At 43.5% G+C, this 14422-nt stretch carries 10 protein-coding genes and 1 pseudogene; 3 read left to right on the forward strand and 8 right to left on the reverse strand.

Annotation, left to right across the window (positions count from 1 at the left end; translation table 11 throughout):
- Positions 1-392: 392 nt before the first annotated feature.
- The 3 genes from CAL7507_RS01085 to CAL7507_RS01095 all read left to right on the forward strand — a co-directional run bounded on the left by CAL7507_RS01085 (position 393) and on the right by CAL7507_RS01095 (position 4597).
- Positions 393-2216 carry a tetratricopeptide repeat protein gene (locus CAL7507_RS01085; RefSeq protein WP_015126563.1) on the forward strand — a complete coding sequence of 608 codons (1824 nt, stop codon included), beginning with the start codon at positions 393-395 and terminating at the stop codon, positions 2214-2216.
- A gap of 540 nt (positions 2217-2756) precedes the next feature.
- On the forward strand, positions 2757-3341 hold the full coding sequence (locus CAL7507_RS01090; protein WP_015126564.1) for a pyridoxamine 5'-phosphate oxidase family protein: 585 nt from the start codon (positions 2757-2759) through the stop codon (positions 3339-3341).
- A 236-nt stretch (positions 3342-3577) separates the two neighbouring features.
- Positions 3578-4597: a 2-hydroxyacid dehydrogenase gene (locus tag CAL7507_RS01095; protein ID WP_015126565.1), complete on the forward strand. Its 1020-nt coding sequence runs from the start codon at positions 3578-3580 to the stop codon at positions 4595-4597.
- A 91-nt stretch (positions 4598-4688) separates the two neighbouring features.
- Here CAL7507_RS01095 and CAL7507_RS01100 read toward each other — a convergent pair whose 3' ends face one another.
- From CAL7507_RS01100 to CAL7507_RS01135, 8 genes and pseudogenes are all read right to left on the reverse strand, one after another.
- Positions 4689-5672, reverse strand: a complete 984-nt coding sequence (locus tag CAL7507_RS01100; protein ID WP_042341137.1) for a DUF4912 domain-containing protein — start codon at positions 5670-5672, stop codon at positions 4689-4691.
- A 30-nt stretch (positions 5673-5702) separates the two neighbouring features.
- A pseudogene (locus CAL7507_RS33605) lies at positions 5703-5825 on the reverse strand (hypothetical protein); the annotation flags it as partial.
- Positions 5794-8736 carry a DUF4912 domain-containing protein gene (locus CAL7507_RS30040; protein WP_015126566.1) on the reverse strand — a complete coding sequence of 981 codons (2943 nt, stop codon included), beginning with the start codon at positions 8734-8736 and terminating at the stop codon, positions 5794-5796. The gene CAL7507_RS30040 and the pseudogene CAL7507_RS33605, both read right to left, overlap by 32 nt.
- A 681-nt stretch (positions 8737-9417) precedes the next feature.
- Complete coding sequence (locus tag CAL7507_RS01115) at positions 9418-10536, reverse strand: precorrin-8X methylmutase (RefSeq protein WP_015126567.1); 1119 nt, start codon at positions 10534-10536, stop codon at positions 9418-9420.
- 235 nt (positions 10537-10771) lie between these two features.
- Positions 10772-11095 carry a hypothetical protein gene (locus CAL7507_RS01120; protein WP_015126568.1) on the reverse strand — a complete coding sequence of 108 codons (324 nt, stop codon included), beginning with the start codon at positions 11093-11095 and terminating at the stop codon, positions 10772-10774.
- Between the two features lie 57 nt (positions 11096-11152).
- A complete protein-coding gene (locus tag CAL7507_RS01125) occupies positions 11153-11719 on the reverse strand; it encodes a CAP domain-containing protein (protein WP_015126569.1) in 567 nt (188 codons plus the stop codon).
- Positions 11720-11826: 107 nt separating this feature from the next.
- Entirely contained in the window at positions 11827-12240 is a 414-nt protein-coding gene (locus CAL7507_RS01130; protein WP_015126570.1) for a hypothetical protein, read from the reverse strand.
- A gap of 788 nt (positions 12241-13028) precedes the next feature.
- On the reverse strand, positions 13029-14414 hold the full coding sequence (locus tag CAL7507_RS01135) for an ATP-binding protein (RefSeq protein ID WP_015126571.1): 1386 nt from the start codon (positions 14412-14414) through the stop codon (positions 13029-13031).
- Positions 14415-14422 lie beyond the last annotated feature (8 nt).

Raw genomic sequence — 14422 nt, forward strand, 5'->3', positions numbered from 1 at the left:
CTTACCGACAAGATTGAGGATGCCGTGCCCCTACTTCGCAACTCAATGAGATTGTCTTTTATGGGTGGTTCATTTGATTGAATTAATACAACATTTTAGCCTTGCCACGCCACTACTGGACTGTCTAGACTAAAATAGTGCGTTAGTCGTAGGTTGGGTTGAGGCTTTGCGTAGGCGCAGCCTTAGAGCAGGGTAACCCAACATTCTCTCAACTTTGTTGGGTTACCTTGCGGGATCTTGCTACGTTCCTCAGCCCAACCTACAAAATCTGCAAAATCTAATACAACATTTAAGGCTTGACACGCTACTACTGGAACGACACGACTAAATCAAAATTTTCATTAAGTAATTAAGTATACTAACTTACGAATATTCATAACCAAACAAATTACATGAAGGCTGAAGATTTATTTAATCAGGGACTAAACAAAAATTTTCAAGGGGAGTTTGAAGAAGCGATCGCCTATTACACCCAAGCTATTGAGTTAGATCCTGACTATGCTGAGGCTTATCATAACCGAGCTATTATACTTAGTAGTGGAATCAAAGATTATCACGGAGCGATCGCTGACTATAACCGAGCATTACAAATCAATCCCAATTTCGCCGAAGCATACAGCAATCGGGCTAATGCTCGTTACTTTTTAGAAGATTATCAGGGTGCGATCGCTGACTATAACCGAGCATTACAAATCAATCCCCACCTCTCTGAATCTTACCACGGTCGGGGTAAAGCCTCTAAAGCCCTCGGAGACTATGAAACAGCAATTGCTGATTATCGCCAAGCATTGCAGATTAATCCCCAGTTAACTAGTTATATAAATATTGATATCGCCAATGCTTACCATAATCAGGGTGTGAGCCGTTGCGATCAAGGAGATAATCAAGGAGCGATCGCCGATTTTAACCAAGCTTTGCAACTACATCCTCATTTTGCTGCAGCCTATAGCAACCGTGGTAATGCTTACCATCTCTTAGGAGACTATCACCAAGCGATCGCCGATCAAAATCAGGCATTAAAACTAGAACCCAAGTTAGCAGAAGCGTACCATAACCTAGGGAATGCCTACTACTCTCTAGGAGACTATCAAAGTGCGATCGCCAATTACAACCGCGCCTTAGAAATCAAGCCCGAATTTGCCGGCGCTTATTACAACCGAGGTCTAGTTTTTGCTCACATCAAAGAATATGACCAAGCATTAGCAGATTTTAGCGAAGCTGTCAAGTTAAATCCTGATGATGTCCAAGCCTACTGTGAGCGGGGTTTGGTGCATAGTTCCTTGGGTAACTATCAAGGAGCGATCGCTGATTATGACCAAGCGTTGCAAAAAAATCCCACTCTTGGTTTAGTCTACGGATTTCGCGCGAATGCTAAACGACGGCTAGCCGACTATCAAGGAGCTATCGAAGATAGTACTCGACTGCTGCGACTTAATCCTCTACTTGCAGAAGGATATTGCGATCGCGCCGTGGCTCGTCGTAGTTTAGGAGACTATCAAGGTGCAATTAAAGATTACGATCGGGCATTGCTTTTCGATGCTAATTTAGCCGCTGCTTACTACGGTCGAGGGATTGTCTACGAAGCTATGCAAGATTATCAAAGAGCAATTGCAGATAACACCCAAGCCATAAAAATTGAGCCGAATTTTTCTCCAGCATACTGCAATCGGGGCAACGCCCGCCGCCTGTTAGGAGATGAACAAGGAGCGATCGCTGATTACAATCAAGCATTACAAATCAATCCCGATTTCGGTGAAGCTTATTATAACCGGGCTTCGATTCGTTACGCTCTCAAAGACTATCGGGGTGCGATCGCCGATTACACCCAAGCTTTGCGGTTAAATCCCCACTCAGCCGCATTTTATAGCGATCGCGGCAATGCTCACTACGCCCTAGAAGACTATCAGGGAGCCATAGCAGATTATAATCAGGCGATCGCCCTTGAGCCTAGCTTTGCTGATGACTGGTTTAACCGGGGTAGGAGTCGTTCTCTGTTGGGAGACTTACAGGGCGCACTTGTAGACTTAAAACAAGCTTTAGAATTGCAGCCTCATTGGGCCGAAGCCTATATTGTGCGAGCTGATGTCTACCGGAATTTGGGAGACACTCAAAAAGCGATCGCTGACTTTCAAGCATCCGCCGACCTTTATTACAAACAAGGAAATAAGCAGTATTACCGCCAAATTCTCAACTTGATTGCAGAACTTCAGCCCTAACTTGCTTATGCAATTTCTGCATTCATCTAATTCTTGTATTGCATCATACACTAGCATAGAAATTGACTAACTGCCATGATTAAGTAGTTCATAGTATTGTTTTTTTGCATTACAGGCGGACACCGATGGCAAGGCGAATCCGCCTCTTTGTCGTTTTTCCTTATCCCCTCATCTCACCCAGCCCCATGCCTCATTGCCCCATCCTGATCAAAAATCGCGGCAAAGTTCTTGTGGTAATTGTTTCAGCGTATGTTGAAAGGGAGTAGGGTCATTTAACCCTTGTGCCAGAATTATAGAGCCTTGAATTGCAATCACCGCATCTTCCGTGCGCTGTTGCGTAATAGTGACCGGTGAAGGACTTATCATGAAGACTGCAAGCTACGCATAGCTTCCCCAAAGGGGTACGCCCTGAGCGTCAGCCGAACGGGAGCAGGGGGAGAAAGAGTTTTCAGGTTTTTGCACAGATGCGGGATTCATAATTAATCAGCCCGACATGATATAACTTCCACTTATACACCTATCTCATGAGATGAGCTATGTATGCCACGTAAATTTATTCAACTCGCCTTTACTCCTGCTGTCAAAGCAGCCCAAGCACAACGCGGTTCGCGACAGACTTACGCCCGATTTGAACAAAATGGGCCGGAAAACGATACCATCACCCCAGACATAGCAGAATTTATCGCTCAAATGGATGGATTCTACTTGGGAACTGTCAGTTCTAATGGCTATCCTTACATTCAGTTTCGCGGTGGACAGCCCGGTTTTTTGAAAGTATTAGATGACAAGACTTTGGGTTTTGCTGACTTTAAAGGAAATGCTCAATATGTTACCGTTGGCAATCTTTCAGAAAATGACAAAGCTTTCTTATTTTTAATGGATTATCGCCATCGCAAACGGCTGAAAATTTGGGGGCGAGCCAGGTATGTAGAAGATAATAGCCAAATAATCGCACAACTTGCGGTTCCCAACTATGAAGCGGAGATTGAACGAGTGATGATGTTTCAAGTTGAAGCTTGGAATTGGAACTGTCCACAGCACATTCCTATTCGTTATTCTGAGCAAGAAGTAGCAGCATTGCAAGCCAGAATCACAGAACTAGAAAAACTGCTTGCTGGTAAGTAATACCAAGAAATGTACATGCGGATCATAAAGAAAAAGTTTGCGCTCCTGTTCCCGGTACGCGCAAACTTTTTCGCTATAGTTTTAACTAACCAATTCTAAATTTTTGCTTTAGTTCCAAAATTGACCAGATAAAGGCGATCGCCTAGGATTAGCAATCATCACAGGTGGTATTTTCCTTCGCATCGTCAGGCTATCATGTACTCGAAATCTATGCAGCATAAAACCCAAGGTTTTGCATGAAAGTAGCAGTCTTCAGTACCAAAGCCTACGATCGGCAGTTTTTAGCAGCTGCAAATTCTCAGCAACAACACGATTTAGTGTTCTTTGAACCCCGTCTCAATCAGGATACCGCCATCTTAGCCTCTGGATTCCCGGCGGTTTGCGTATTTGTGCATGACCAAGTTGATGCTTCCACTTTAAAGATTCTCGCCGCAAACGGAACTCGCTTGGTTGCTCTGCGTTGTGCAGGGTTTAACAATGTGGACTTAAAAGCCGCCGCAGAATTAGGAATTACCATTGTAAGGGTTCCGGCTTATTCGCCCTATGGAGTCGCAGAACATGCTGTAGGGCTAATTTTGAGCCTGAATCGTAAAATTCATCGTGCCCATAATCGCATCCGGGAAGGCAATTTCTCCCTAGATGGACTGTTGGGATTTAACCTGAACGATCGCACAGTCGGAATTATCGGTACAGGAAAAATCGGTCTGATTTTGGGACAGATTATGAAAGGCTTTGGCTGTCACCTACTCGCCTATGACGTGTATCAAAACCCAGAATTAGAGGCTCTGGGTGGTAAGTATGTGGAGTTGTCTGAATTATTTGCCAAATCTGATATTATCTCCCTACATTGTCCCTTGATTCCCGAAACGCATCATTTGATAGATGAAGAAGCGATCGCCCAGATGAAGCCGGGTATGATGATCATTAACACTAGCCGAGGAGCGCTGATTGATACCCAAGCAGTAATTGAGGGATTGAAATCTGGCAACATTGGCTATCTTGGTGTAGATGTATACGAACAAGAATCGGAATTGTTCTTTGAGGATTTGTCTGGTGAAATCATTCAGGATGATATTTTCCAAAGACTAACAACTTTCCCCAATGTCCTCATCACTGGACATCAAGCCTTCTTTACGGCAGAAGCTCTCAGTAATATTGCTGATACAACCTTTGCGAATATCACCGACTTCGAGCAGAAGCGTCCCTGTCCTCATGAGATTAGCCACCAACCGCAATCAGTCGTCAGTAAACAGTGAACAGTCATTCCCATCTGCCAGCGGCATCCTTTTAAAGGACGGGACTCTGGCTCCCAACTGATAACTGATAACTGATAACTGATAACTGATGTTAGGCTTCAGGAGTGTCTTGAGAGAACTTTTTATGGATCGTTCTAGCTTGTTCTCCATCAACAGCAGTTGCTGTGAGCAGATATTCAATTAAGCTATCTGAGAAAGGGATACGTAAATGAAAAGTACCATCTGGCTTAAGTTTGATGGCATTACCTCCAATGCTGACAGCGGCATCTGGCTGAGTTGCTCCGTGAATAATTAGCTCCGCATCTGCTACAAACCAAAAATCTGTTTGGGGGCGGCTGAAGACGCGCACCGATGCGGAACGGGCGATTGACTCCCAGCGATCGCCTTCTGCAACATAACCAATTTCGGTGATGTAGTCGCGATCGCTTGCCGGAATTGTCACAAAGATATCGTGGGCGACTGATTCTAATTCATACTGCTGCACAAGTTGGGGAACTTGATAACTCAGGTCGCGGCCTGTGACATCATATAGTCGTAGTGCTAATTGAGACACTCCAGAATTGTGCAGCGCTTGCTTTTGAGTATCGGGGATGTGCCAAGAAACGTAAGCCCATTTAGGAGTTCTGGATGTGAGGACAATACTCGCTTCAATATCTTCCTCTGGGGAATCAGCAGTTTGTTCATCCACAGGAAGAGGGCTAAAAACACGTACTGTAGCGGAACGGGCGATTGACTCCCAGCGATCGCCTTCTGCAACATAACCAATTTCGCTGATGTAGTCGCGATCGCTTGCCGGAATATCTACAAAGCGATCGTGTGCGGCTGATTCTAATTCATACTGCTGCACCAGATGGGGAACTTGATAACTCAAGTCAATCCCTGTGACATCATATAGTCGTAGTGCTAATTGAGACACCCCGGAATTTTGCAGTGCTTGCTTTTGAATGTCGGGAATGTGCCAAGAAACGCCAGCCAACTGCGAAGATTGAGGTGTCAGGACGACACTTGCTTCAATATCTTCCTCTGGGGAATCAGCAGTTTGTTCATCCGCATGAAGAGGGCTGAAGACGCGCACCGATGCGGAACGGGCGATTGACTCCCAGCGATCGCCTTCTGCAACATAGCCAATTTCGGTGATGTAGTCGCGATCGCTCGCCGGAATATCTACAAAGCGATCGTGTGCGGCTGATTCTAATTCATACTGCTGGCCCCAGATGGGGAACTTGATAACTCAAGTCAATCCCTGTGACATCATATAGTCGTAGTGCTAATTGAGACACCCCGGAATTTTGCAGTGTGGCTTTTTGAATGTCGGGAATGTGCCAAGAAACTTTAGCAGACTGCGAAGATTGAGGTGTCAGGACAACAGTTGCTTCAATATCTTCCTCTGGGGAATCAGCAGTTTGTTCATCCACAGGAAGAGGGCTAAAAACACGTACTGTAGCGGAACGGGCGATTGACTCCCAGCGATCGCCTTCTGCAACATAGCCAATTTCGGTGATGTAGTCGCGATCGCTCGCCGGAATATCTACAAAGCGATCGTGTGCGGCTGATTCTAATTCATACTGCTGCACCAGATGGGGAACTTGATAACTCAAGTCAATCCCTGTGACATCATATAGTCGTAGTGCTAATTGAGACACCCCGGAATTTTGCAGTGTGGCTTTTTGAATGTCGGGAATGTGCCAAGAAACTTTAGCAGACTGCGAAGATTGAGGTGTCAGGACAACAGTTGCAGAAGTTGCTGAGTTACTGGCTACTGGTGCAATTTCTGCCTGTGCATTGGATTCTGAAGCATTCTGAATGCCATAAATCGTTGCCCAGGCTCCAATCCCTGCTCCTGCGGCTAAGGCTGCACCACCTGCTAAAGCTTCTGGAAAGTTAGATGTTGCTTCCGTTGTCGTCTCTGGCAAATCAGAAACAATTTCGATAGTATCTTCCTCTATCAGATTGGCTGTAGGTTCAGCTGCATCAGCGACTGCATTTAATTCTACTTCTGGCAGTTCTGGTAATTCAGCAACAGTGAATCCTACATCTGTGGTTATTTCTGGTAATTCTGGCTCAACGGGAAATATTTCCGCCGTGGGTAATTCAGCAACAGCGAATCCTGCATCTGTGTTTATTTCTGGTAATTCTGGCTCAACGGGAAATATTTCCGCCGTGGGTAATTCCGCAGCAGCGAATCCTGAATCTGTGGTTATTTCCGGTAATTCTGGCTCAACGGGGAATATTTCCGCCGTGGGTAATGCTGCATCTGTGCTGAGTTCTGGTAATTCCGCAGCAGCGAATCCTGAATCTGTGGTTATTTCCGGTAATTCTGGCTCAACGGGGAATATTTCCGCCGTGGGTAATTCAGCAACAGCGAATCCTGCATCTGTGGTTATTTCTGGTAATTCTGGCTCAACGGGAAATATTTCTGGCAGTTCTGGTGAGTTTAATTCAGAAATATTACTGTCTTGTGCAGTCTCATTATTTTCTTGTATGTCTAACCCTGTTCCAGAATTAGCAGACCAGATAGCTGCTCCTGCTAAGGCTGCATCTTCAGTATAATTAGCATCTTCGGCGATATTTGATTCTACTAGGGGTTGCTGTTCTTGAGTGGTGCCGATATTCCAGATATCTGTATCAGATGCTACTTCGGGAAGCTCTATAGCTTCTGGGACAAATGGAGATACTTCAGCCGTCGATGGTGCTATGTCAGATGCAACTATGGGCACATCGGGCAATTGTGGATATGAAGTATTAACAACGGCGGCTGGTGCTTCTATATCCCATGCAGCTTCATCAGACTCTGGAGTAGATGCTACCTGAGAGTGTCTGTTATTAATGGGATTAGCAGTTATTTCAGTATTTGCCCCCATGCCTAGAGCAACATCACCCGCTACGGCTGGATTTTCAGTAGGGGTGATATTATCTACACTGTTGGATGTAGTTAAGATTGTGCCTGCATCCAAGCTAGCGTTTGTGTCTTGTCCTGATGAAGGGCTGGGAGTTGGTTCTGGTTCGTTATCTGTGGCTTCATTTGTGGAAGAGCGTCTATTCAGGAACCACCAGATAAATAATCCACCAATTAAAGGCAACAGTAACAATAAAAGTATTGCTGGGCTGATTGCCGCACTAGAATTGTTTTTTACAGGAGTGGTTACTGGCTGCTCACTGGGAGCAACTGTGGGAGGAGTTGTCGCCTCAGCAGTGGGGGAGGGAGTTGCAGCTATGGCCACTACTGGGGATTTGCCTTCAGCGATCGCTTGTGCTTCAGTATTTCTAGCTGCATCTATGGCTTGTTGTCCTGGGGATGCGATCGCAAAGCCGAGAAAACTTGCTATAGCTGGACTAGGATTTTTTTTGTAGACGTAAACTAAAGGTTGGGAGAAAGGATATTTAGGATTAATTGGCGAGATTTGATTTACACTAATCAGTCGCACATCTGGCAACTTCGACAAATGATTAGCTAATCCATAGCTAATGCCATCCTTGCCTAGTTGCTTAACGATTTCTGCGGTGTTATCTTCACCCACTTGGGTAGCATTAGAGCTAGTGGCAAAGTTAGCATTTTTGAAGGCTGGGTAATTGCGAAAGTTGTTGCGAGTGTCACTCGTAGTTGGGCGATCAATAATTCTAATCTTACCTTTAGGCGCGCCTAGTTGCGACCAGTCTGTAATTTCCCCCCGAAAAATCTTGACAAATTGTTTATTAGTCAAATTTCCCTTAAAAGGATTTTCTGCACCAACTGCGATCGCAATCTTTTCTCGGCGTAAGCGGACTTGTTCGAGTCCTTCGGCTTTTTCTTCTGGTGTCAAGCCACGACTGAGCGCCACTAAATCAACTTTCCCATCCAGCATAGCTCTCAGTGCCGCATCAGTGCCGCTAGCGGACACTTCCACCTTCGTACCAGAGAACTGCTTTTCAAAACTTTGTTTTAGTCCTTGGTTGATTGCTGCCAAGCTATCTGAACCATCAATCCTTACAATCGTCCCATTTTCCACTGATTGCGGCAGCGGAAAAGCCGGAGCATCAGTTGCAGATTGTGCCAGCATGGGTACTGGTACTAAAAGAGTTGCTGTTGTGGGGATAGTTGCTAGGGCAAGCAATAATGCCAGACTGACTATCGAATTATCTTTTTTTTCTTGTCGCCACATAATGCCCCTTGTGCAAGGTAAAAGAAACAGAAACTTGGCCAGTCTTCAACAGTTATCAGTCATCAGTTATCAGCAAGGAACTGCTGCAAGCGATTGGGAGTCAGAGTTCCCCACTTCTAATCATCGGTGGGTTACCCTGCGGGATCTTGCTACAGTCGGAGATCAGATCCCCGACTGTAACCGTGATAGCTGTTAACCGTTAACTGATTTAACGTCATTTTTTTATGAAGGAGACGCGCTAATTATACATCTCTAGCTATCTTGCTTTGAAGTTACTGTAGAGGCGATCGCTAAAGTAACGCGAGTTCGATGAACCTCTCCCCAACCCCTCTCCGAGACGGAGAGGGGCTTCAATATCCTGAGTTGGGCACAAAAAATTAGGGTTTTTAAGCCTCTCCCCGCTTCGGGGAGAGGTTTGGAGAGGGGTTATTTGGAATCTGTCGAACTCACGCTAAAGTAGTACAATTTCACAAAATGCCTTGATTTGTCTCTAATAGCATGTTTGAAAAGTTTTGTCAGGTATAAAAAGTCATGCTGAGATGCTACCCTGCGGGAACGCTCCGCGAACATTCCGCTACGTTCCATACCCTTCTCCTGCGGAGACGCTGCGCGAACGGGAAGGCTTCGCCTACGCAATGACATTGTGTAATTAATTCTGTCAGACTACTTAGCAGTGTCGAATTAACGAAATGCTGCATTTAGATAACAATGACAATCTGGTTTCTCAATCAACGACTCAACCAGAGAATTGAGCGCAGTTGCAGCTAACAAACCACCACCCAATGTGCCCTCAATGGTGATTAAAGGCACATTTTGTTGCATCAGTTGTCGTTTAGCTGCAGGCGCATGGCTAAAGCCTATAGGCATACCAATCACTAATGCTGGTTGAATTTTTTGCTCTTTTATAGCTGCACAAGCTTCTAAAAGCACTGAGGGAGCATAACCAACCACTAGTACACAACCATTGCTGACTTGCTGCAATTTTTCCTGCCATTTTTGGTGCTGCCAAAACTCCAATTCTGCCTCTGTGGCGGTGGTGATATGGGGGTTGTCAATCAAAGTGGTCACTTGACAGCCCAAATGAGTTAATCTGGTTTGATCTAAAGCGGCTGCGACTGTGGGAATATCGACAAAAATCTCACAACCTGATTTTAGGGCATCACGACTAGCGGCGATCGCTCCTTGACTAACTCTCACAAACGACACCAAGCTGACATCACCACAAGCCAAAACCAACTGGGAAATCAAGTGTTGCTCGATTTCCGAACGCTCAGATAAATCTGGGAGTAAGCGTTGCAGAGATTCTTGAAACGCTTCTGAGTGGGTATGCACTTGGGCATCCAACCCCCGCCAAAGTTTCTCTAGTCCTCCCAATCCCGCTTGGGTTTCCACTTCTAATAACTTGAGTTGTGCCAGCACTTGAGCCTGCATAATTTGACAATGGCGATCGCGTCCCAATAATCCTTCTAATGCTGAGGCTGTTTGTCGCAGTTGGGTAATTTGCTGCATGACAGATCGATATTGCTGCTGCAGTTGCCCCATCAAGTTTACATTTGTTTCTGTTTCTGGTTCCACATCTAGAATGTTGCGGATGTGATTGATTTGGAACCCTTGCTGTTTCAAGGCCACAATCCGTTGTAACCTGACGACATCCTGCTGAGTGTAAAGGCGATAATTGCTAGGCGATCGCGCTGGTTGCGGCAATAACCCCAGTTGATGATAATGCCGCACCATCCGCGGCGTCAAACCACCACCAACTGCAACTGTAAGTTCTTTGATAGTTAAGCAACCAGCATTCATAATTTATCTAATTAAGGGCAACATTATTTGTAATATACTGAATAAAAATTCTCAAACGCGATCGTCTTCAAGGTATTGACTGGCAACGGGAGTTTATCAACCAATACGGTTCAAATCAGACTAAAACCCTGATTAAAGCGGGACTGTCTTCCTAGCACATTCCAGTCTGGTTTCGCCTTTCTACAGGTTTATGGTTCTCGCATAAATTCTTCACCGAACCGTATTGGTTGCTATCCTATGTAATCAAAATTCCACTTACCTTGTCTCCACTCATTGCCATCCGGGCGACGAATTCATCTCCCGCATCAGCGAAACTAAGTTTCCACAGATAAATTTGATATTTGTGCTGTTTGAGATTGCCAAAGTAAGTAATGTTATAACCCTCTAGCATACGTGGTGCGAGTTGGGAGCTAACCGAGTCAAACATTTCTTTACTAATCCCTGTCTGATAGTCAGAATCTCCAACTGTCAAGAAAAGTTCGTAATTTGCCGTTGTTATGGCATCCAAAATTGTCTGTAAACTAGCGATTGTATTTTCTGGAGGATGTGTCGAACTCATAAATTATGCACTCCTATTAAAAATGGTAAATTACTTTTTTCCAGTCCAACCTAAGACTTATCGAGCATGAATAAACATTTGCGCGAAATAGTATTCGCCTTTGTTATTCACAGCAACTCCTATTCCAGTTAGTTCAGTTTGACTCAAAATATTCTTGAGATGAGCGGGACTATTTAACCACCACTTAACTGCTGATGTTGCCGGATCACTTTTACAACCAAAGCAGTAATACTCATTTTCGTAGTACGCATAACTACTGTGGGGGATAGTTTGGATTACGGCTTGCGATCGCTGCTCAAGTCCTTGATGATTGAGAGGTTTTCCCGCGTTAGCCATTTCTTGAGCATATACCTGCACTTGCTTATTTACGCAAGCGTCTAGTTTAAGAGGCGCAAGACCTTTAGAAGCCCGATACTGATTAACTTGGTTGTGTACGCTTTGTTGTATTTGGGCTAAATCTGGATTTAGCCCAGAGGCATTACATTTTTGAACAACATTAGGCCGAGTTATGACACCCGATGGTCTTGGAACTTGAGCTTGAGCCTGATAGCTAATTAAGCTAAAACTGATCGAAGTCGCAGATAAAGTTAGTAGCGAAACAGAAAGTAAAATCCGCCTGAGCATACATCTCACCTTGATTTAAACGTATAACCGAAATTGCTCACAACTGCGCCATAACGCGAGAGAACATAAGTGGGTAGTGGCATGACTTACGGCTGGCTAACCCCTGCTTATTCTCCTGTCCATCTGTACCGAGCTTCGCCCCGATGTCCTTGACTATCTAGAAAAGTTCCACTCATACGACAGCCATCAGAGGAAACTACCAGTTTGTTTCTACTCGAATAATCAGTGTATTTATCGTCACGATAGATCAGAATAATTTCCTTACCGGGAGCCGGAACGGATGATGTAGTAAAGCTACCTGTTCCTGTAGAAGGTAGCCAAGTTCCGCTGGTTGGAGTTGTGAACGTGACAAAATTGGAATAGTTGGCCTCAGTGGCATTTTTCACGCCAACTGTCCACCGACCCAAGGGGTAGCCAGGTTGTGTGGTGCAGGAATCTGTTTCTACAGCTTTAGCCGTCGGTGCAAACGAAAGCATGATTCCAGTCGTTGCTAGCAAAACAGCAAAATATTTTTTATTCATGATAATTTTCCTTGAATTTGAGCTAGTGTCGAGTTTAAGGTGAATCTCTCTTCTGTCACTTCTTACGATGGCTTTTTCGGGTTATGCACTACTTGTTCAGCCGAGATTGGAGTAATTTGCAAGATGGTCTGAAAATTACTATCCTATCTAGTAGTCTGTCAGGGTTGAAATGAGGGACTGTAGTGTGAGCGTCTCGCTCACGCGGGCTTTTCGGCCCGCACTACCAAAAACCCCTCAAAACAAAATTGACAAACCACTAGGTTTGAAATCGATTTTCGGATAACAAATTAGATTATGGGCTTTTATTTAACTGTTGTGTATACCTAAAAAATCAGTGCTTTGACTGAAAATTTTCCAACGTAACAATCACTTCTATATAAAAAAATCATTAAATATCATCAAAAGTCAGGTACAGGACAGACTACTTTTAATTGCAACCGCTAACGCCTAATTAAATAAGTAGCTGTTCATAATTAAATTTAACTGTAATATTAGACAGGAAAGGATTTTAGCCTAATAGCACTATGAATTAAATTAGCGATTTAACTCCTGACATTTTATGGATAGATAGCCATAAAATTACGGTGCATAATTCAATTCAAGGATGAATTAGCGCACAGATCCCCGAATTCTTAAAGAAGTCGGGAATCTAAACAAAAATAAATCTTTATTAATTTTGATATCGACATTCAAGGAGTATCGTTATGCAATTTCACAAATTTGTAGGTTCTTTCCTGGTTTCCACTGCACTCTGTTAACACACCCTACTTTTGTACGTTATTTAATCCCTATTCCTTATTATTTTTAGTTTGTTTTACAGGAATAGAAATAATAAATTCTGTACCTTTACCTAGTTCAGAATAACATTCAATTTGACCTTGATGTTTTTCTACCACAATTTGATAACTAATAGATAATCCTAAACCAGTACCTTTGCCAATAGCTTTAGTAGTGAAGAAAGGATCAAAAAGACGCTTCCTGATTTCCTCACTGATGCCAGAGCCATTATCTGCAATGCAAATCAGGACTTGCTCATCCTCTGTCAATTTAGTACGGATGCGAATTGTCGGATAGCCATTGGTGAGATGTCCCTTATCCGTCGCTTTATTATAAATAATAAAACATTGCTCACTCATTACTAAGTCTTCTAAAGCATCAATTGCATTAGCAATAATGTTCATAAATACCTGATTCACTTGTCCTGCGTAGCATTCTACAAGTGGTAACTGACCATATTCTTTAATCACTCGAATTTCTGGACAATTAGATTTAACTTTGAGGCGACTATGCAAAATCATCAGAGTGCTATCGATACCTGTATGAATATCTACTTTTTTCAATTCAGCTTCATCCAGGCGGGAGAAATTACGCAGAGATAAGACGATTTCCCGAATTCGATCAGCACCAACTTTTAGAGAAGATAATATCTTAGGTAAATCTTCTATAATAAAGTCAATTTCTGTAGCTTCAATTTCTGCTTTTAGTTGAGGAATAGGGTTGGGATAGTGGTGCTGATAACATTGCAATAAGTGAAGTAAATTTTCGGTATATTCTGTAGCAGGAGTGAGATTGCCATAGATAAAGTTCACTGGGTTATTGATTTCATGAGCAACACCAGCCACAAGTTGACCCAGACTAGACATTTTTTCGCTTTGAATCAATTGAAGTTGAGCCTTTTGCAACTGCTGTAAAGTTTGTTCTAATTTTTCCTTTTCTTGAGTCAAAGCGACAGTACGTTGCTGTACCCGAATTTCTAATTCCTGATTAGTTTTCTCTAAATCTTTTTCTGTTAGCTTACGTAATGTAATATCAGTAGACATTACAGCATATTTGTTAGTTATGCCTTCTGCATCCCGTATGGGCTGTCCATCTATTAAAAGCCAACACTCTCTGTCATCATGTGTTTGATAAGAAAGCTCAAACTTAAAACTTTCTCCTTTTAATAGCTGTTCACGAATGTAAGTTTGTTGAACATTTAACTGAGATTTAAAACCAAGTGCAGTAAAAAATTTTTGTCCGGTTAGTGAATCATCTGATAACCCAGTGCGTTCAGCAAAAGCTTGATTAACCCACTCAATACGTCCCAATCTATCTGTCAATGCCATCAACAAATCTTTACGCTCTGCTAAGGCTGTAAATATAGTTAATGGCAGACTCATTGAGTCAGATAACATAGCCATAA

The sequence above is a fragment of the Calothrix sp. PCC 7507 genome (assembly GCF_000316575.1).
In the GTDB taxonomy this organism is placed as follows: domain Bacteria; phylum Cyanobacteriota; class Cyanobacteriia; order Cyanobacteriales; family Nostocaceae; genus Fortiea.

Bases quoted from the DNA above. Each gene is read 5' to 3' on its own strand.
- CAL7507_RS01085 (WP_015126563.1), top strand. From the start codon at position 393: ATGAAGGCTGAAGATTTATTTAATCAGGGACTAAACAAAAATTTTCAA.
- CAL7507_RS01090 (WP_015126564.1), top strand. From the start codon at position 2,757: ATGCCACGTAAATTTATTCAACTCGCCTTTACTCCTGCTGTCAAAGCA.
- CAL7507_RS01095 (WP_015126565.1), top strand. From the start codon at position 3,578: ATGAAAGTAGCAGTCTTCAGTACCAAAGCCTACGATCGGCAGTTTTTA.
- CAL7507_RS30040 (WP_015126566.1), bottom strand. From the start codon at position 8,736: ATGTGGCGACAAGAAAAAAAAGATAATTCGATAGTCAGTCTGGCATTA.
- CAL7507_RS01115 (WP_015126567.1), bottom strand. From the start codon at position 10,536: ATGAATGCTGGTTGCTTAACTATCAAAGAACTTACAGTTGCAGTTGGT.
- CAL7507_RS01120 (WP_015126568.1), bottom strand. From the start codon at position 11,095: ATGAGTTCGACACATCCTCCAGAAAATACAATCGCTAGTTTACAGACA.
- CAL7507_RS01125 (WP_015126569.1), bottom strand. From the start codon at position 11,719: ATGCTCAGGCGGATTTTACTTTCTGTTTCGCTACTAACTTTATCTGCG.
- CAL7507_RS01130 (WP_015126570.1), bottom strand. From the start codon at position 12,240: ATGAATAAAAAATATTTTGCTGTTTTGCTAGCAACGACTGGAATCATG.
- CAL7507_RS01135 (WP_015126571.1), bottom strand. From the start codon at position 14,414: ATGTTATCTGACTCAATGAGTCTGCCATTAACTATATTTACAGCCTTA.